Genomic DNA, 16,945 nt, shown 5'->3' with positions numbered 1-16,945 from the left:
CGTCATGCCCGACTCGGTGCCTGACTCACCCTCGCGGGGGGTCGAGGTCGCCGCCGGCCTGGTGATCGTCGCGGCGAGCGGCGCGTTCCTCCTGCTGTCGCTTCAATTCGCGTACCGGGTGGAGTACGGACGCCCCGGCCCCGGGTTCCTCCCGCTGTGGGCATCGCTCACCCTCGGCGTCTTCGGCCTGGTGGTGCTGTTGCGGGCAGTGCTGGTGAGACCGGCGGGCCGGGTGACCGGTGACGCACCCGTCCCCGAGCCCGCCGGATGGCACGCTCGTGCCAAGCCGGCACTCGCGCTGCTCCTGCTCGTGGTGGTCGCGCTGGTCCTCGAAGCCGTCGGCTTCGTGGTGACGGCCAAGCTCTTCTCGTTCGCCGTGCTCGTCGGGGTCGAACGCGTGGGCGTCATCCGGTCCGCGATCTTCTCGGTGCTCGCCGCGATCACGCTGTCGGTGGTCTTCGCCCGGCTCCTCGAGGTGCCGCTGCCGATCGGGATCCTGCGCTCATGATCCCGTTCTCCGACATCCTGCACGGGTTCGCGGTCGCCTTCGAGCCGCAGAACATCCTCTTCGCTCTGATCGGCGCGCTCGTCGGCACGATCATCGGCGCGCTGCCCGGTCTCGGCCCGTCCGCGACGATCGCGATCCTGCTGCCGCTCACCATCGGCCTGGAACCCGTCTCCGCGCTCATCATGTTCGTGGGCATCTACACCGGCGCGATGTACGGCGGCTCGATCACCACGATCCTCGTCAACGCACCCGGGGAGTCCGCCTCTGTCGTCACCGCACTCGACGGGTACCAGCTCGCCCGCCAGGGCCGGGCGGGCGCCGCCCTGGGGATGGCGGCCATCAGCTCGTTCGCCGCGGGCACCCTGGCCGTCGTGCTCCTGATGTTCGGCGCGCCCCTGCTGTCGAGCTTCGCGCTGCGGCTCGGCCCGCCGGAGTACTTCGCCATCCTGCTGCTGGGCTTCGCGCTGCTCGCGTTCATGGGCGGCAGATCCAAGGCGAAGGTCCTCGTCTCCCTCGCCGCGGGCCTGCTCGTCGCGACGGTCGGCGCCGACCCGGTCTCGGGGCAGAACAGGTTCACCTTCGGCGTCGTGGATCTCATCGACGGAGTCGACTTCGTGATCGTCGCGATGGGTGTCTTCGCGCTCGCCGAGATCCTCGTCAACCTCCGCACGGGGATGGGCACGCTGCAGGCGAGCCGGCCGAAGTGGCGTTCGGTGTACCCGAAGCGCGCAGACCTGCGGGAGACCTGGCCGAGCATGCTGAGGGGCGGGCTGGTCGGGTTCTTCGTCGGCGTGCTCCCCGGCGCGGGCGCGACCATCGCGTCGCTGTTCAGCTACGGGGTCGAACGCCGGCTCTCCAAGCGGCCAGAGACGTTCGGCAAGGGCGCCATGGCCGGCGTAGTCGCTCCCGAGGGCGCCAACAACGCCGCCACCGCGGGGGCGCTCGTCCCGCTCCTGACCCTCGGCATCCCCGGCTCGGGTGCCACCGCGGTCATGTTGGGCGGGCTCGTGCTCTACGGCGTGCAGCCGGGGCCGCTGCTGATGCAGGAGCAGCCCGCGCTCGTCTGGGGCGTGATCGCGAGCCTCTACCTGGCCAACGTCGTCCTGCTCGTGCTGAACCTGCCGCTCGTCCCGCTCTTCGCGTCCGTGCTCCGCATGCCGTACCACTACCTGTCGACGCTCGTCTTCCTCGTCGCCGTGATCGGCGCGTTCAGCCTGCGCAACAACGTCGTCGACGTCCTCCTGCTGGCGTTCTTCACGCTGCTCGGATACGGGATGCGCAGGCTGGGATACCCGGCGGCGCCGTTCGTCCTGGCCGTCGTCCTCGGCCCGATGCTCGAGCGGAGCCTCAACCAGTCACTCACCATCTCGCAGGGCGACCTGGGCGTCTTCGTCCAGCGGCCGATCTCGCTCGGCGTCCTGTGCCTCACCGTGCTGCTGCTCCTCGCGAGCGCGGTCGGACCGGTGCGCCGACTATTGTCGAAGTCCGACGACGCCGTCCCCGGCGAGGCGACGAACGCGTCGACCGCAGAGCTGGAGCGCCACCCGTGACCACGCGGGTGCTGGCGGAGTACGTGGCCACCGCGCTCGATCGCCCGCTTCCCGACGACGTGGCCGAGCGCGCGACGGACCACCTCGTCGACACGGTGGCGGCGATCGTGTCCGGCTCGGTGCTGCCGGCCGGCAGGCACGGACAGGCTCTCGCGAGAGCCCACGGGGGGAGCCCGCAGGCGACCGTGCTCGGTACGGGCCTGCGCACCGACACCGCGCACGCGGCGCTGGCCAACGGCATGGCCGCACACGCCGACGAGACCGACGACTCGCACGAGCCGTCACGCACGCACCCGGGCTGCTCCATCGTGCCGGCCGCCCTCGCCGTGGCGGAGTCCGCCGGGGCTCCTGGCCGGTCGCTCCTGCGTGCGGTCGCACTCGGCTACGACGTCTGCGCGCGGACGACCCGGGCGTTGTGGCCCGACTTCACCGCACTCCGTGCCACCCGGCACAGCACCCACGCGATCGGCGGACTGTTCGGCAGCGCCGCCACGGCCGGCGCACTCGCCGACCTGGGCCCGGCGCGACTGGCACATCTCTTCTCGTACGCCTGCCAGCGCGCGAGTGGCACGACGGCATGGCTCCGCGACGCCGAGCACGTGCAGAAGGCGTACGTCTTCGCGGGCATGCCCGCGTCCGACGGCGTGCAGCTCGCCCGGCTGGTCGCGGCGGGCTGGCCGGGGATCGACGAGCCGTTCACCGGGGAGTCCGGCTTCCTCGACGTCATCGGCGAGGACGCCGACCCCGACGTGCTCACGGCCGGCCTCGGCACGGACTACGCCGTCGCGCGGACGAACATCAAGTGGCTGCCGGTCGGCTCTCCGATCCAGGCGCCCGCGCAGGCCCTGCTGGAGGTGATGCGCACACATCACCTCAGCGGAACCGACGTCACCGGTGTCGAGGTCGTGCTCCCGGGCTCACTCGCCCACGTCGTCGACTCGCGTGACATGCCCGACATCGATCTCGCGTACGTGCTCGGGGTGATCCTGACCGACGGGCGCCTGACCTTCGCCGCGGTGCACGACATGCGTAGGTTCTCGTCCTGGCGCGGCGGTGGCGGCGACCCGCGCATCACGATCCGCACCGACGCGGGGATGCAACCGCTGCGCCAGGCACATGTCGTCGTCCGGGCCGGCGACCGGTCACTCGCCCATCGGGTCACCGCGATCCACGGCAGCCCACGCGACCCGATGTCGTCGGCGGAGGTCGACGGCAAGGCACGCGAGCTGGTCGCGCCCGTGCTCGGCGCCGACCAGGCCGACCTGCTGGTGACGACCCTGCGCGGCGTGGCACGGATGTCCGACCACGGCTGGACCGACGTACTCGACCGACCCGCACCGTCAGCTGACACCCGAGGAGCGCCATGTACGAACTGACCGACGTCCGAGCCCGTGCCCACCGGGCGCCCTTCACGGTGCCGTTGCTCGACGAGCCGATCGGGCAACGCACGTTCGTGACCTGCCGGATCGAGACGGACGGCGGGCTCACCGGGTTCGGTCTCACCGGGCAGTTCCTTCCCCACGCGGTCGTCGCCGCGCTCACGGAGCACATCACCCCGCTGCTGCGGGGCGTCGACATCAGGGACACCGAGGCCGTGCACGCACGGGTCGCGAAGGCGCTCAACCAGCGCAACCAGACCGGGGTCATCTCCAGTGCCATGTCGGCGCTCGACATCGCGATGTGGGACGCCGCGGGCAAGGGCGCCGGCCGGACGATAGCGCAGCTCCTCGGCGGGCACCGCGACCGCGCCGCGGCGTACGTGACGTTCGGCTTCCCCCAGTACGACAGGGACCAGCTCGTCGAGGCGGCACGGCTGCAGGTCCGTTCGGGCGTGGGACGGCTGAAGATGGTCGTCGCCGTCCATCCGGACGGTTGGCGGGAGGACGCGAACCGCATCAGGGCCGTCCGCGCCGCGGTCGGCGACGACGTGGAGCTCGCCATCGACGCCAACTACCTGTTCAGTCCCACCGAGGCACTGCTGCTCTGCCGCGCCGTCGAGGACTGCGGGATCGTCTGGTTCGAGGAACCGCTGCACGGCAACGACGTCCGGGCCATGGCGGACCTCCGCCGCCGGACGAACATCCCACTCTCCGCGGGCCAGATGGACGGACACCTGCTACGGCTCCGCGAGTTCGTCGACGCGCAGGCGGTCGACATCATCCAGCCCAACGTCTGCTACTGCGGCGGCTACACCGAGGCGCGCAGGGTGGGTCACCTCGCGCAGGCCTTCAGCCTGCCGATCGCGAACGGCGGTGGCTGGCCGCACTTCAACATGCACCTGATCGCGGGGCTGCGCGGCGGTTGGCGGGTGGAGTTCCACCTGGGCATGCAACAGGTCGGCGAGCAGATCTTCCCCGACGCGCCGCGGCCGAAGGACGACGAGATCGTGCTGCCCGACGCCCCCGGTCTCGGCATGACCGTCGACACCGACTTCCTCGACGCCACCGTGCTCACGACCTGAGTCGGCTCAGCGCCTGAGCGCCAGCGGCACCGAGAGGGCGCAGATCACCATGCCCGCCACGGCGAGGATGCCGAACGGCTCGTCGAACATCGCGAACGCCCACAGCGCGGTCGCGGGCGGCGTCAGGTAGAGCAGCGCGCCGACCCTCGTCACGCCACCGCGCCGGACGTTCAGCCAGTACAGCGCGTACCCGCCGAGGTGGGAGAGCACGACCGTCCAGACCACGGCGGCCCAGAACGTCGGGTCGGCGGGAGGGACGAGCGATCCCGAGCCGGCGGCGACCGCGACGAAGACGACCGTGCTCGCGCCGGTCTGCACCGTGAGACCCTCCGCCACACCTGTGCGGGGCGCGAGCCGGCGCTCGAGCAGGGTGGCGGCGACGAGCGAGGCCATGGCGGCGAACGGGAGGGCGTACGCCCACGGCGGGGTTCCAGCCGGCACCGCGAGGTCGCCGGCGACCACGAGAGCGACCCCGCCGAGTCCGATCACCAGGCCGACCCACTGCCGCGGCACGACCCGTTCGCCGAGCACGGGGCCGGCGAGCACGCCGGACACGAGCGGCTGCAGGGCGGCCACCAGCGCGGCCGTGCCCGCCGGCACCCCGAGCTGGATGGCGAGCACGACGCCGAGCAGGTACCCGGCCTGGGACAGCACACCGATCCCCGCCTGCGTGACGAGCTCCCGCACGCCGAGCCACCGGCCGCGGCGGCGGGCCTGCCGGACGAGGAGGACCGCCGTGCCGACGATCCCCCGCCAGGCGAGCAGGGTCACCGCGCCCGCGGCGAGCGTGCCGAGCTCGGCGCCGACGAAGCCGGAGCTCCAGGCGAGAACGAACCCGGCGGCCAGCGCGAGGTCGGTGAGCCTGGCCGAGCGCGTGGGCGTACCTGCCCGGGGCGAGACGGGGGTGGCGAGATCCATGCCTCGCAGGTAACCATACCGGTCGGTATACTGTCAGTGTACGGACGACGGAAGGTCACATGATGACGAGCGAACCGGTGGCCGCGCCGCGGCTGACCCCGGCAGGCGAGCGGGTGCTGGCGGCGGCGAGCGAGCTGTTCTACACCCGCGGCATCGGCTCCGTGGGCGTCGACCTCGTGGCCGAGACCGCGGGCGTCACCAAGAAGACGCTCTACGACCGGTTCGGCTCGAAGGCCCGGCTGGTCGAGGCATACCTGCGCGCACGGGACGAGAGGTGGCGCACGCACCTCGTCCGGCACGTCGACGAGCACGGCGGATCCGACCCGGTCGAGCGGCTGCTCACGGTCTTCGACGGCCTCGGCGCCTGGCAGCGCGCGGAGAACACCGACCCGCGCGGCTGCGGCTTCGTCAACGCCGCCGCCGAGATCACCGACCCCGCCCATCCCGGCCGGGCTGCGGTGCTCGACCAGAAGCGCTGGGTGCGCGAGTACCTCACCGAGCTGGCCGAGGCGGCCGGCCTGGCGCACCCCGGAGCCCTCGCCGACCAGCTCCTCCTGCTGCACGAGGGGGCGTGCGTGGCGCATGGTCTCGGCCTCGACCCCGACGCGGCGGCGCACGCGAGGAACGCGGCGAGCGCACTGGTGGCGGCAGCCGCCCGCGCCGGGTGAGTTGTCAGTCATCCATCGCCGCTGGTACGGCGACCCCGGGGCGGGTGACAAGGGTGGACTCGGTCGTGGTGTCGGTCGCTTCGCGGCCGCAACCCGTGAGGGGCACCCTCACCGTGCCGGGGCATGGTGAGGGTGCCGTTCACGGGTGCGCTGCGAGGGTCATCGGCGGAGCTTCACCTCACCAACGTGGACTTCACCTCGTCCCGGCACGAGGTGAAGTCCACGTTGATCACGTGCACGTGATCAACGTGCGGGCGGCGAGCCTATTGACGATTCAGAACGTGCGCGGGCCATGACCCGCGCACGTTCTGACACGCCAGGATGGAGCCCATGCCTGACACCGACCTGACCATCGAGGTCCGTGCAGCCCTTCGCGACGACGAGATGAACGCTCTGTTCACGGTGTCGTGGCCGGATCACCAGCCGTGCTCCTTCGCGCCGATCCTGCGGCGCAGCCTGACCTGGGTCGGCGCGCGGCGGGCGGGCCGCCTCGTCGGCTTCGTCAACGTGGCCACGGACGGCGGTGCGCACGCGTTCCTGCTCGACACCACCGTCCACCCGGACGAGCGGCGGCGCGGTCTCGGTGTGCGCCTGGTGACGGCGGCTACCGAGGCCGCGGCGAAGGCCGGGGCCGGCTGGCTGCACGTCGACTACGAGCCCCACCTCACGGGCTTCTACGCCCGGTGCGGGTTCCGGCCGACGGACGCGGGCCTGCTCGACCTCAGCCGGTAGGACAACGCGCTGCCTGGTGGCGGCCTCTTGACCTCCAGCGACTGGAGACTCGTACCGTACTCGGCATGGAGAAGCGAATGCAGTCGCCGATGTCCGACGACGACAAGCGCGAGGTCTGGGGCGAGTGGGCCGAGAAGGAGGACGAGTACCTCGGCGAGGTCGAGGAGCGGTGGGGCGACACCGACGCCTACGCCCAGTCCGCCCAGCGGGTCTCGAAATACGGCAAGGCGGAGTGGGAGCGGATCAACCGCGACAACGCCGCGATAGAGACGCGAATCCGCGAGCTGATGGACGCGGGGGTCGATCCCCGCGACGAAGCGGCGATGGACGTCGCCGAGGCGCAGCGGCGACACATCGCCCACTGGTTCTACGACATGACGCACGAGTTCCACGTCCAGAAGAGCTACCTCTACGTCGAGGACCCCAGGTTCCGCGCCGGCATCGAGGACAACACCCGGCCGGGCGCCGCGGAATGGCTGGCCTCCGCCATTCGCGGCAACGCCGAGCGCGCCGCCGCCCAGTCGTAGTCCGGTCGGTCAGCCGAGCCGGTCGAGGACCGCCGTGGTGAAGTCCGCGGTGGACGCGGAGCCGCCGAGGTCGGCGGTCGCGACGCCGCTCGCGAGAGCATCCTCGAAGGCGCCGCACAGCTCGCCGGCCGCCTCCGGTTGGCCGAGGTGGTCGAGCATGAGGGCGGCCGACCAGATCTGACCGATCGGGTTGGCGAGCCCGCGGCCGGCGATGTCCGGCGCCGACCCGTGGACCGGCTCGAACATCGAGGGGTGGTCGCGCTCGGGGTTGAGGTTCGCGCTCGGCGCGATGCCGATCGACCCGGTGAGCGCCGCGGTGAGGTCGGAGAGGATGTCGCCGAAGAGGTTCGAGGCGACGATCACGTCGAACCGCTGCGGGTCGTGCACCAGCCGGGCCGCCAACGCGTCGATGAGCATCCGTTCGGTACGGACGTCCGGGTGACCCGCGACCACCTCGTCGACGACCTCGTCCCAGAACGGCATGGTGTGGACGATGCCGTTCGACTTCGTCGCGGACGTGAGGAAGCCGCGCCTGGTCTCGGCCAGCTCCGCGGCGAACCTGGTCACCCGCGCGACTCCGGCGCGGGTGAAGACGGTCTCCTGGATCGCGGCCTCCTCGGGCCGACCGCGGTAGAGACGCCCGCCGACCTCGGAGTACTCGCCCTCGACGTTCTCCCGCACGACGACGAGGTCGATGTCCGCGGACTCGCGCAGCGGGCTGCGGACGCCGGGCAGCGTCCGTACCGGCCGCAGGTTGACGTACTGGTGGAACGTCCTCCTGATCGGGATCAGCAGGCCCCAGAGGGTGACCGTGTCGGGGATGTCGGGCGCGCCCACGGCGCCCAGCAGCACCGCGTCGTGCTCGGCCAGCCGGTCGAGTCCATCCGCCGGCATCATCTCGCCGGTGCGCCGGTAGCGGTCGGAGCCCCAGTCGAGCTCGTGCCACGAGACGGCGAACCCATGGCGGCGCGCGAGAGCGTCCACGCACGCCTGGGCGGGCGGCATCACCTCGGGCCCGATCCCGTCTCCCGCGATCACTGCGACACGATGGTTCCGCTCGGTCACCACAGGCCCGTCCCTTCGACGTCGACGATCCGGTTCTACCGCACCCCCCCCTGTGGACAGGCGAACGGGCTGTCAGCCGCCGCTGGTAGGCTGGCGCAGCCGCCACGATGTGGGCGGCGTTCCGGGCACGGAACACGCGTCGATCTTCCCCAAGGTCTTCTGAACGTCGGCGTCGCCTGTGCACGGAGTACACGCAGACCCTCCTGCCACGGAGAGACCGTGGCCGCCGAGTCCGAAGGAGGCACCAGTTGTCCGCGCGTCAGTACGAGGTGATGGTCATCCTCGACCCCGAGGTCGAGGAGCGCACCGTGGCTCCCTCACTCGACCAGTTCCTCTCCGTCGTCAAGAAGAGCGGCGGCAGTGTGGAGAAGGTCGACGTGTGGGGCCGGCGCAAGCTCGCCTACGAGATCAACAAGAAGACCGAGGGCATCTACGCGGTCCTCGACCTCACCGCAGAACCAGAGGCGGTCAAGGAGCTCGACCGGCAGCTCGGCCTGCAGGAGTCGGTGCTCCGCACGAAGGTGATCCGACCGGAGCTCCGCTAGGAGAGAGGGAGAGACCCGATGGCAGCAGGCGACACCCCGATCACGATCGTCGGCAACCTGGTCGACGACCCCGCGCTGCGCTTCACCCAGTCCGGCCAGGCCGTGGCGAACTTCCGGGTCGCGTCGACCCCGCGGTTCCGCGACAACCAGACCGGTGAGTGGAAAGACGGCGAAGCGCTCTTCATGAGCTGCAGCATCTGGCGGCAGGCGGCGGAGAACGTCGCCGAGTCCCTCCAGCGCGGCATGCGGGTCATCGTCAACGGCCGGCTCAGGCAGCGGTCGTACGAGACCCAGCAGGGCGAGAAGCGCACCGTCTACGAGGTCGAGGTCGACGAGGTCGGCCCGTCCCTGCGCTACGCGTCGGCCAAGGTCACCAAGACCAACAGGTCCGGTGGCGGGTTCGGCGGCGGCGGCGAAGGCGGCGGCGGCGGTTTCGCCGGCGGCCAGCAGGGCGGCGGCGCACCAGCCGACGACCCGTGGGCGAGCTCGGCTCCCAGCAACGCCGGCCAGCCGTCCGGACAGGGCTCGTACGACGAGCCTCCGTTCTGACGATCCCCCCACCTCAGTAACCAACCCGAAGGCCAATCCCGCCACCCGGCGGACTTCGACGAAGGAGTTCCATGATGGCCAAGAACATCGTGCGCAAGCCGCGCAAGAAAGTCTGCATGTTCTGCACCGACAAGGTGCAGTACGTCGATTACAAGGACACGGCGCTGCTGCGCAAGTTCATCTCCGACCGCGGCAAGATCCGCGCTCGGCGGGTGTCCGGCAACTGCCGGCAGCACCAGCGCGACGTCGCCACGGCGGTCAAGAACGCCCGCGAGGTCGCGTTGCTCCCGTACACCATGCAGGCACGCTGAGCCGAGAGGAGAACAGACGATGAGGCTCGTCCTCGTGCAGGAAGTCTCCGGGCTCGGCGCTCCGGGTGACGTCGTCGAGGTCAAGGACGGCTACGGCCGCAACTACCTCGTCCCCCGCGGCTACGCGATCGTCGCCAGCAAGGGCCAGGAGAGGCAGATCGCCCAGATCCGGCGGGCACGCGACGCCAGGGAGATCCGCGACCTCGACCAGGCCAAGGACATCGCGAGCCAGCTCGGCACGCTGAAGGTCCGCCTCGGCGCACGCGCCGGCGACAGCGGCCGGCTCTTCGGGTCGATCACCGCCGCGGACGTCGCGTCGGCGGTCAAGGAGGCCGGCGGCCCACAGCTCGACCGCCGGCGGATCGAGCTGTCGGGGCCGGTCAAGACCGTCGGCACCCACACGGTCGCGGTCCGGCTGCACCCGGAGGTCAGGGCGACCGTCGACATCGACGTCGTCGCCAACTGACCGTCACGCACGCGTAGGGCCCCGCTCCGGCGGGGCCCTACGTCGTTGCGTCCGAGGAAGTGGTCGCTATGGCCACCAGTTCCTCGGACGCGACGCAGGACACTAGGAGCGGTCGACGAGACCGGCCTCGTACGCGACGATCGCCGCCTGCACGCGGTTCTTCACCTCGAGCCTGGTCAGGATCGTGCTGACGTACGCCTTCACCGTGCCCTCGACGAGGTACAGCCGCCGGCCGATCTCGGCGTTGGACAGGCCGGCCCCGATCAGCGCGAGCACCTCGCGTTCGCGCGGGGTGAGCCCGTCGACCTGGCCCCTCGCCGCGGCGGCGCGCGACATCCTGCCGCCGCCGGTGCCACCGGAGAGCTCGGCGATGACCCGCTTCGCCACCTGTGGCGAGAGGTACGCGGCCCCACCGGCGACCGCGTGGACGCCGGCGATGAGCTCGCGCGGGTCTCCCGACTTGAGCAGGAACCCGCTCGCTCCGTCGCCCAGGGCCCTGGCGATGTACTCGTCCTCGGAGAAGGTCGTGAGCATGACGACCGCGGTGTCCGGTGCGGCCGTCCTGATCTCGGCCGCCGCGGCGAGGCCGTCGAGCCTCGGCATCCTGATGTCGAGCAGCGCGACGTCGGGACGGTGGCTGCGGACGAGCTCGACCGCCTCGCGCCCGTCGGCCGCCTCGGCGACGACCTCGATGCCGGTGTCGGTCTCGATGATGGCGCGCACCCCGGCGCGGACCATCGCCTCGTCGTCTGCGAGCAGGACCTTGATCCGTGCGGCGGACTCGGCGTCGGCGGTCATGGTGTCGAGGACGTTACCGGCCGCGGCGACTCGCCGTCGATGAGATCCTTCGACGCCAGCCGGCCGTCGACGAAGCACAGCCGGTAGACGTCGGACGGCAGGTTGAACGGGTTGCGGGTCACCCGGTAGTACTCGCAGTCGGCCCCTGCGGGCACCTCGGGCTCGACGACCCTGGGACGCTCGGTGTACTGGATCTCGGGCAGGACGGACTCGAGGGCGGTGCGCGACTGGCCCACCCGGATGCCCGCGTAGTCCTCGGCGGGCAGCATGCTGGCGTAGGCCGAGTACGTGTACTGCGCCGCCGTCACGACGCCGAGGATCACCAGGATCGCGCCCGGGACGACCACCACCGTGACGAAGCTGCGCCGCACGCGGCGCCGTGCCCGCGCGAGGTGCCGCGTCGACTCGGACTCGCCGGTGCCCCGGACCAGCGGTTCGGGAGCGGACGCCGCGCCGCCCTCGTGCGGCAGTCGCGCCTCGACCTCGAAGGCGGCGTCCCGTTCACCGGCCCGCAGGGTGCCGCCGAGCAGGCGGACGCGTTCCCGCAGCCCGACCAGCCCGCGCTGCCCGGTGGTCGCCGCGGCCGTCGCGTCGCGGGCTGGGGCGAGCGCGTTGACGACGGTGACGACGGTCTCGGTCGCGGTCGACGCGAGGCGGACGTCCACCGCCGTGCCGGGAGCGTGCTTCGTCGCGTTGGTGAGCGCTTCCTGCACGACCCGGTGGGCGGCGCGGTCGACCAGCACGGGGACCTCGACCCCGTCACCGTCGCGGTGGAGCGTGACGGGCAGGCCGGACGCCGCCGCCCGGTCGACGAGCTCCTCGACGCTCTCGTGGGCGGGTTCGATCGGCGCGCGCTCGGCCTCGTCGCGCAGCACGCCGATGATCTCGTGCAGCCGCTCCGTCGCGCTCGCGGCGCCCTGCCGGATGTCGCGCGCGGACGCCTGGTGGCGCTCGGCCAGGTCGGGGTCGACCTCGAGCGCTCCCGCTCGCAGGCCGAGCAGGCTGAGCTCGTGCCCGAGCGAGTCGTGCATGTCCTGCGCGATGCGGGCGCGTTCGCGCAGCCTGGCCTGCTCGCCGACGATCCGCTGCTCGCGTTCGAGCTGCTCGGCGCGCTCCCACCCCGCGCGGACGAGCTCCTGGTACTGCCGCCAGCTCCTGCCGACGAGCCAAGGGAACACCCCGGTGATCAGCAGGATGAGAACGCCGTTGGCCCAATCCGACATGGTGAAGCCGAGCAGCGGGGTCACGACCGTGCCCACCACCGCGATCGCGGAGAGCGTCACCAGCGCGGGCTGCGGCCGTTGCTGCCACCGACCCGCGAGGAACGTCATGACCGGCATCGCGTAGACGTAGTTGGGTTCCCAGGCGACCGCGGCGAGCAGGGCGACGCACAGACCGACCAACGGTCGGAGGCGGCTCAGTGCGACGAGCACGGCCACGAAGAGGAGGTTGGCCGGGAGCGTCCACCACAGCGACATGAGGTTGCGCGGCAGGAACAGGGCGACGGACGTCGGCAGGGCGAGGGCGAGCCACAGCACGAGGTCCTTGAGCAGGACGCGCCAGTCGCGCCACGGCAGCCCCGTCCGCGACAGCCCCAGCACACCTCCCAGCCTGCCCGTCACCGGTGGAACGGTACCCGCCACGCAACACCCCCGGTACCGACGATGGTCAGGGTGGGTCGTCGGCCGCACGACCTCGACCGGTCACCGGGTCGTGGTCGTCGAGAGCCGCGAGGATGCGTTCGCCGACAGTCACCAGGTGCCGGATGTCGCGGACGCCCACCTCCCGGCCGATGTCGTTGGCCCACGGGTGCTGGAGCACCGCGATGCGCCGGACGGCGTCGTACGCACGCCGGGTCGGACGGAGCAGCTTCGCGCGCCGGTGTGCCGGGTTGGGCTCCCAGCGCGCGAAGCCCTCGTCGACCAGGACGTTCGCCAGCCGCTGCACCGCCTGGCGCGTCATGCCCATCCTGCGCGCGATCTCCGCGACGGGGCGCGGTTCGTCGAGCACGCCGCCGAGCACCTGCCACCGCGCGGCGGTCAGCCCGGCCGTCTCCGCCATGCGCTCCGCCGCCTCGAGCAGCCGGCCGTTGAGCCGGAACACGAGCATGATGGCGTCGGTGAGCGCGAGGCCCGCCGAGGTATGTGGTTCGGCGTCCGTCACGAGGCGGCCTCCGCAGTGAGCATCGCAGCGAGAACGAGAGCTGGACGATCCACGCACGTCGTAAGTGAGCGAGGAGCGGAGCGGAGGAGGCCGCCGGGAAGCACCGTCACGAGGCGGCGTCGAGCACGCCGAAGTACGCCGGGTCGCCAGTCGAGTAGAGCCCGTACCATGCATCGAGGATCTCGGGCTCGTAGAGATCGAGGGCGGCGAAGATGTGCCGCGCGAACGCGACCGGCTCCGTCGGTCCCGCCGTGATGACGCCCCGGTCGGTGACGGCGAGCTCGTCCCGGTAGTGCTCGCCGCCCACGTAGCCGGTCATCGCGAGGTACTCCTTCGCGGCACCGGTGTGGTCGACCTCGTCGAGCAGTCCGGCGCGCGCGAGACCGAAGATGGCGCCGCAGATCGCCGCCACCGGGGTACCCGCAGCCATCAGCTCGGCCACCTTGGCCATGACGGCGTCGTGCGGCGTCGACTCGGCCTCGTAGCTGAACCCACCCGGCAGGATGAGCATGGCCGCCTCGTCCGCCGTCACCTGATCGAGCGTCATGTCGGGGACGATCCTCGTGCCGCCCATCGTCGTGACCGGGTCCGTGGTCGCACCGACCGTGCGTACCCCGTAGCGGCCGGGCTCGCGTTGCCACATCGGCGCGTTGATGTGGGCGGTCGCGTGGCCGGTCTCCCAGTCCGGGAGCTCGTCGAACACGTACAGGTAGACCGGACGAGGAGTCATCGTCATCTCCAAAGATTTGACAGGATGTTGTCAAAGACCACTGTTCCATGATGACAACATGTTGTCACGTATCGCTCGTCGCTACTGGCCGACCCTCCCGTCGATCAGTTCGCGCAGCAGGTCGGCGTGGCCGTTGTGCCTGGCGTACTCCTCGATCATGTGCACGAGGATCTCGCGCAGCACGTTGCCGTTCTCGCCGACGAGGCCGAGGTCGGCCGCGTCGTTCACGTACTGGTCCGTGAACGCGCACTCGGTGCGCCAGGTTGCCCATGCCTCCGCGACGACCGTCGGATCGCCGACGGCGCCGTCGAAGTCGCCGCCGCGATCGGTGTCGGTGCAGTAGATCTTCGGCACGTCCTGACCGGACATCCGGCGACGGAACCAGGTGCGCTCCACCTCGGCCATGTGGCGCACCAGGCCCAGCAGCGACATCGTGGACGGCGGTACCGAGCGGCGCGCCAGGTCGGCGGCGTCGAGGCCGGTGCATTTGAGCTCGAGTGTCAGGCGCTGGTCGCGCAGGTACTCGACGAGGACGGTGCGCTCGTCGGCGAACCCGCCACCGGACCTGGGGTCGTCGTCCGGATGGACGAACACGTTGGACCACGCGAAGTGCCGCGTGACCCCGTCCGCTGCCTGGGTCCGGTCGGATGAGTTCTCGGTGCTCGCGTCGTGGGACATGGCACCAGATCATCATGGATGCCCGCGCCGACCACAACGGCGTTTCGCCCCGTCATCCCTTGATGCCGCTGGCGAACCCCTTGATGATGTACTTCTGCAGCAGGAAGTAGACGACGAGGATCGGCAGGATCGCCATCGCCATCCCCGCGAAGATGACCTCCCACTGCGACGTGAACTCGCCGCGGAACGCGAAGATCGCGACGGGAAGCGTCTGCTGGGCGCTGCCGCCGACGTAGAGCAGCGGGGTGAGGAAGTCGTTCCAGATCCCGATCGCGCTCAGGATGACCACGGTGCCGGTCACCGGGCGCAGCAACGGGAAGACGACCTTGCGGAACGTCGTCCAGCTGCTCGCACCGTCGACGTGCGCCGCCTCCTCGTACTGTCGCGGCAGCGCGCGCGTGAAGCCGGCGTAGAGGAACACGACGAGCGGCAGGTGGTGGCCGACCTCGAAGATGATGAGCGACGTGTAGGTCTGCAGCAGGTTCGCGTCGTGCATGAACTGGTAGAGCGGCACCATGCCGAGCTGCAACGGGATCATCAGGCCGAGCAGGAAGACCAGGTAGAGGCCATGGCTCAGCCGGCTCATCCGCCGGGCGAGCAGGTACGCGGCGAGCGATCCGCAGCCGACGAGCAGGGCCACACTGAGCGCGGTGACCACGACGCTGTTCACCAGAGCGTCGCCGAGGCCGCCCTGCTGCCACGCGGTCGCGTAGTTCGACAGGTTCAGGCCCGACGGCAGCCCGAGCGGGTTGCCGGCGACCTCCTGAGGCGTCTTCAGCGACATGGTGAGGAAGACGTAGAACGGGAAGAGGAACAGCCCCGCGACGGCGAGCATGCCGATCTCGCCGCCGACCCGCCGGGCGGTCCGTGCCCCCGACCCGCTCACGGCTCCACCTCGAAGCGGCGCAGCCCGCGCAGTTGCAGCAGGGCGAACGCGAACACGATCATCGTCAGCACCAACGCGATCGCGGCGCCGTAGCCGTAGCGTCCCGAGACGAAGGCCTCCTTGTACATGATCAGCGACAGCGTCTCGGTGGCGTGGCCCGGTCCGCCTCCGGTCATCACGAAGACCTGGTCGAACAGCTTCAGGCTGGAGATCAGGGTGAGTGACAACGCGATCCTCGTGGCGGGGACGAGCAGCGGCATGGTCACGTGGCGCAGTCGCTGCCACCATGACGCGCCGTCGAGCTGCGCCGTCTCGAGCAGCTCGGCAGGGACGTTCTGCAGGCCCGCAAGGTAGATCACCATCGTCAGGCCGGCGTTCTGCCAGACGATGACGGCGATGACGCTGCCGAGCGCGAGGTCGGAATCACCCAGCCAGTTCTGCGTCAGCGACCCGAGCCCCACGCCGCGGAGCAGGTCGTTGAACGGACCGGCCGGCGTCAGGATGTACTGCCACAGCAGGCCGATGACGACCGGTGGGAGCAACGCGGGCGCGAAGAACAGCGTGCGCAACAGGTTCCGGCTCGCCAGTGACGAGTGGAGCGCGAGAGCGAGCGCAAGCCCGACCACCGTCTGGACGACAGTGGCCGCCCCGGCGATCAACAGACTGTTGCCCAGAGCCGTGAGCGCCGGCGGGCTGGCGAGCAGCTCCGCGAAGTTCGCGAGTCCGACGACGTCGGCTCCCCCGCGCCTGCCCGCCCAGTCGGTGAACGCGTAGAGGCCACCGGACGCGCCCGCACCTGACGACCTCGCGTCGTACGCAAGGGCGTGGCGCGCCAACCTCGACGCCAACCTGCTCAGCGCCGCGATGACCACGCGGGCCGTGAGCGACCGGCTGGCCGAGGGCGGCGCGGTCGTGCACATCGGCTCGATCGCCGCCGACAACGGAGTGGGGGCGTACGGCGCGGCGAAGGCGGGTCTGGCGTCATGGAACATCGACCTCGCCGGCGAGCTCGGCCCGCGCGACGTGACCGCCAACGTCGTGTCGTGCGGCTACATCGCCGGCACGGAGTACTTCCGCGACCGGCTGACCGACGAGCGTCGCGCATGGCTCGTCGACAACACGTTCGTCAAGCGCGCGGGCACACCCGCCGACGTCGCCGGCGTCGTGCACTTCCTCGCCTCGCCCGCGGCCAGGCACGTCACCGCCCAGGTCGTCAACGTCAACGGCGGCGCCCACCCCACCCGGTGACGCGTAGTAAAGACCTGAACGGATGGTTGGAGATCAGGACATCCCCCTGATGGGGTAAACGGGCTTGGTGTCCCAACCACTCATCAGGAGGATGTCTTGTCCAAGGGTAGTAGTCGCCGGCTGTCTCGTGGGGACCGTCGCC

Annotated in this window: 21 protein-coding genes; 12 read left to right on the top strand and 9 right to left on the bottom strand. The window is 70.9% G+C overall.

Annotated elements, in window-relative coordinates:
- Window positions 1-4 precede the first annotated feature (4 nt).
- Genes GEV10_17905 through GEV10_17890 form a run of 4 tightly spaced genes read left to right on the top strand, consistent with a single transcriptional unit; the run spans window position 5 to window position 4,519 of the window.
- Window positions 5-508, top strand: coding sequence for a hypothetical protein (locus tag GEV10_17905; protein ID MQA80327.1), 504 nt, complete (start codon window positions 5-7; stop codon window positions 506-508).
- The gene (locus GEV10_17900; GenBank protein MQA80326.1) at window positions 505-2,058 is read left to right on the top strand and encodes a tripartite tricarboxylate transporter permease; all 1,554 of its coding nucleotides are present in this window, start codon (window positions 505-507) and stop codon (window positions 2,056-2,058) included. Before GEV10_17905 ends, GEV10_17900 begins: the two co-directional genes overlap by 4 nt.
- Window positions 1,929-3,434, top strand: coding sequence for an MmgE/PrpD family protein (locus GEV10_17895; protein MQA80325.1), 1,506 nt, complete (start codon window positions 1,929-1,931; stop codon window positions 3,432-3,434). Before GEV10_17900 ends, GEV10_17895 begins: the two co-directional genes overlap by 130 nt.
- Window positions 3,422-4,519 carry a mandelate racemase/muconate lactonizing enzyme family protein gene (locus GEV10_17890; protein MQA80324.1) on the top strand — a complete coding sequence of 366 codons (1,098 nt, stop codon included), beginning with the start codon at window positions 3,422-3,424 and terminating at the stop codon, window positions 4,517-4,519. Before GEV10_17895 ends, GEV10_17890 begins: the two co-directional genes overlap by 13 nt.
- Window positions 4,520-4,525: 6 nt before the next feature.
- Here GEV10_17890 and GEV10_17885 read toward each other — a convergent pair whose 3' ends face one another.
- Window positions 4,526-5,437, bottom strand: coding sequence for an EamA family transporter (locus GEV10_17885; protein ID MQA80323.1), 912 nt, complete (start codon window positions 5,435-5,437; stop codon window positions 4,526-4,528).
- 62 nt (window positions 5,438-5,499) lie between these two features.
- Here GEV10_17885 and GEV10_17880 point away from each other — a divergent pair, with 62 nt between their 5' ends.
- The 3 genes from GEV10_17880 to GEV10_17870 all read left to right on the top strand — a co-directional run bounded on the left by GEV10_17880 (window position 5,500) and on the right by GEV10_17870 (window position 7,364).
- Window positions 5,500-6,105, top strand: coding sequence for a TetR family transcriptional regulator (locus tag GEV10_17880; protein ID MQA80322.1), 606 nt, complete (start codon window positions 5,500-5,502; stop codon window positions 6,103-6,105).
- A 330-nt stretch (window positions 6,106-6,435) separates the two neighbouring features.
- Window positions 6,436-6,837 (top strand): GNAT family N-acetyltransferase, encoded by a 402-nt coding sequence (locus GEV10_17875; GenBank protein MQA80321.1) that lies wholly within the window; start codon window positions 6,436-6,438, stop codon window positions 6,835-6,837.
- Window positions 6,838-6,902: 65 nt separating this feature from the next.
- A complete protein-coding gene (locus GEV10_17870; protein MQA80320.1) occupies window positions 6,903-7,364 on the top strand; it encodes a hypothetical protein in 462 nt (153 codons plus the stop codon).
- Window positions 7,365-7,373: 9 nt separating this feature from the next.
- Here GEV10_17870 and GEV10_17865 read toward each other — a convergent pair whose 3' ends face one another.
- Window positions 7,374-8,432: a tartrate dehydrogenase gene (locus GEV10_17865; protein ID MQA80319.1), complete on the bottom strand. Its 1,059-nt coding sequence runs from the start codon at window positions 8,430-8,432 to the stop codon at window positions 7,374-7,376.
- 269 nt (window positions 8,433-8,701) lie between these two features.
- Between GEV10_17865 and rpsF the strand changes: the two genes are divergently transcribed.
- The 4 genes from rpsF (at window position 8,702) to rplI (ending at window position 10,300) form a co-directional block, all read left to right on the top strand.
- Complete coding sequence (gene rpsF, locus GEV10_17860; protein ID MQA80318.1) at window positions 8,702-8,974, top strand: 30S ribosomal protein S6; 273 nt, start codon at window positions 8,702-8,704, stop codon at window positions 8,972-8,974.
- A gap of 18 nt (window positions 8,975-8,992) precedes the next feature.
- The gene (gene ssb / locus GEV10_17855) at window positions 8,993-9,523 is read left to right on the top strand and encodes a single-stranded DNA-binding protein (protein ID MQA80317.1); all 531 of its coding nucleotides are present in this window, start codon (window positions 8,993-8,995) and stop codon (window positions 9,521-9,523) included.
- A gap of 74 nt (window positions 9,524-9,597) precedes the next feature.
- Window positions 9,598-9,834 (top strand): 30S ribosomal protein S18, encoded by a 237-nt coding sequence (rpsR, locus tag GEV10_17850; protein MQA80316.1) that lies wholly within the window; start codon window positions 9,598-9,600, stop codon window positions 9,832-9,834.
- A gap of 19 nt (window positions 9,835-9,853) precedes the next feature.
- A complete protein-coding gene (gene rplI / locus GEV10_17845; protein ID MQA80315.1) occupies window positions 9,854-10,300 on the top strand; it encodes a 50S ribosomal protein L9 in 447 nt (148 codons plus the stop codon).
- A gap of 102 nt (window positions 10,301-10,402) precedes the next feature.
- Here the strand turns inward: rplI and GEV10_17840 are convergent, their stop codons facing one another.
- The 7 genes from GEV10_17840 to GEV10_17810 form a co-directional block, all read right to left on the bottom strand.
- Complete coding sequence (locus GEV10_17840) at window positions 10,403-11,098, bottom strand: response regulator (protein ID MQA80314.1); 696 nt, start codon at window positions 11,096-11,098, stop codon at window positions 10,403-10,405.
- Window positions 11,095-12,720, bottom strand: coding sequence for a sensor histidine kinase (locus GEV10_17835; GenBank protein MQA80313.1), 1,626 nt, complete (start codon window positions 12,718-12,720; stop codon window positions 11,095-11,097). Before GEV10_17835 ends, GEV10_17840 begins: the two co-directional genes overlap by 4 nt.
- Window positions 12,721-12,766: 46 nt before the next feature.
- Complete coding sequence (locus tag GEV10_17830; protein MQA80312.1) at window positions 12,767-13,207, bottom strand: MarR family transcriptional regulator; 441 nt, start codon at window positions 13,205-13,207, stop codon at window positions 12,767-12,769.
- A gap of 160 nt (window positions 13,208-13,367) precedes the next feature.
- Window positions 13,368-13,997, bottom strand: a complete 630-nt coding sequence (locus GEV10_17825; protein ID MQA80311.1) for a glutamine amidotransferase — start codon at window positions 13,995-13,997, stop codon at window positions 13,368-13,370.
- 75 nt (window positions 13,998-14,072) lie between these two features.
- Window positions 14,073-14,669, bottom strand: a complete 597-nt coding sequence (locus GEV10_17820) for a DUF664 domain-containing protein (protein ID MQA80310.1) — start codon at window positions 14,667-14,669, stop codon at window positions 14,073-14,075.
- A 52-nt stretch (window positions 14,670-14,721) separates the two neighbouring features.
- On the bottom strand, window positions 14,722-15,504 hold the full coding sequence (locus GEV10_17815; GenBank protein ID MQA80309.1) for an ABC transporter permease subunit: 783 nt from the start codon (window positions 15,502-15,504) through the stop codon (window positions 14,722-14,724).
- 47 nt (window positions 15,505-15,551) lie between these two features.
- Window positions 15,552-16,427 carry an ABC transporter permease subunit gene (locus tag GEV10_17810; protein ID MQA80308.1) on the bottom strand — a complete coding sequence of 292 codons (876 nt, stop codon included), beginning with the start codon at window positions 16,425-16,427 and terminating at the stop codon, window positions 15,552-15,554.
- On the opposite strand from GEV10_17810, the gene GEV10_17805 reads away from it, so the two are divergent.
- Window positions 16,420-16,803 (top strand): SDR family oxidoreductase, encoded by a 384-nt coding sequence (locus tag GEV10_17805; protein MQA80307.1) that lies wholly within the window; start codon window positions 16,420-16,422, stop codon window positions 16,801-16,803. The genes GEV10_17810 and GEV10_17805 overlap by 8 nt on opposite strands.
- Window positions 16,804-16,945 lie beyond the last annotated feature (142 nt).

The organism is Streptosporangiales bacterium, assembly GCA_009379955.1.
Lineage (GTDB): Bacteria > Actinomycetota > Actinomycetes > Streptosporangiales > WHST01 > WHST01.
This window is presented reverse-complemented; position numbering and strand designations above follow the sequence as displayed.

What these genes read in the sequence shown, in the direction of transcription:
- GEV10_17905 (MQA80327.1), top strand. Translation starts at nt 5, where the DNA reads ATGCCCGACTCGGTGCCTGACTCACCCTCGCGGGGGGTCGAGGTCGCC.
- GEV10_17900 (MQA80326.1), top strand. Translation starts at nt 505, where the DNA reads ATGATCCCGTTCTCCGACATCCTGCACGGGTTCGCGGTCGCCTTCGAG.
- GEV10_17890 (MQA80324.1), top strand. Translation starts at nt 3,422, where the DNA reads ATGTACGAACTGACCGACGTCCGAGCCCGTGCCCACCGGGCGCCCTTC.
- GEV10_17885 (MQA80323.1), bottom strand. Translation starts at nt 5,437, where the DNA reads ATGGATCTCGCCACCCCCGTCTCGCCCCGGGCAGGTACGCCCACGCGC.
- GEV10_17880 (MQA80322.1), top strand. Translation starts at nt 5,500, where the DNA reads ATGACGAGCGAACCGGTGGCCGCGCCGCGGCTGACCCCGGCAGGCGAG.
- GEV10_17875 (MQA80321.1), top strand. Translation starts at nt 6,436, where the DNA reads ATGCCTGACACCGACCTGACCATCGAGGTCCGTGCAGCCCTTCGCGAC.
- GEV10_17870 (MQA80320.1), top strand. Translation starts at nt 6,903, where the DNA reads ATGGAGAAGCGAATGCAGTCGCCGATGTCCGACGACGACAAGCGCGAG.
- rpsF (MQA80318.1), top strand. Translation starts at nt 8,702, where the DNA reads ATGGTCATCCTCGACCCCGAGGTCGAGGAGCGCACCGTGGCTCCCTCA.
- ssb (MQA80317.1), top strand. Translation starts at nt 8,993, where the DNA reads ATGGCAGCAGGCGACACCCCGATCACGATCGTCGGCAACCTGGTCGAC.
- rpsR (MQA80316.1), top strand. Translation starts at nt 9,598, where the DNA reads ATGGCCAAGAACATCGTGCGCAAGCCGCGCAAGAAAGTCTGCATGTTC.
- rplI (MQA80315.1), top strand. Translation starts at nt 9,854, where the DNA reads ATGAGGCTCGTCCTCGTGCAGGAAGTCTCCGGGCTCGGCGCTCCGGGT.
- GEV10_17840 (MQA80314.1), bottom strand. Translation starts at nt 11,098, where the DNA reads ATGACCGCCGACGCCGAGTCCGCCGCACGGATCAAGGTCCTGCTCGCA.
- GEV10_17830 (MQA80312.1), bottom strand. Translation starts at nt 13,207, where the DNA reads ATGCTCGTGTTCCGGCTCAACGGCCGGCTGCTCGAGGCGGCGGAGCGC.
- GEV10_17825 (MQA80311.1), bottom strand. Translation starts at nt 13,997, where the DNA reads ATGACGATGACTCCTCGTCCGGTCTACCTGTACGTGTTCGACGAGCTC.
- GEV10_17820 (MQA80310.1), bottom strand. Translation starts at nt 14,669, where the DNA reads ATGTCCCACGACGCGAGCACCGAGAACTCATCCGACCGGACCCAGGCA.
- GEV10_17815 (MQA80309.1), bottom strand. Translation starts at nt 15,504, where the DNA reads ATGCTCGCCGTCGCGGGGCTGTTCCTCTTCCCGTTCTACGTCTTCCTC.
- GEV10_17805 (MQA80307.1), top strand. Translation starts at nt 16,420, where the DNA reads ATGACCACGCGGGCCGTGAGCGACCGGCTGGCCGAGGGCGGCGCGGTC.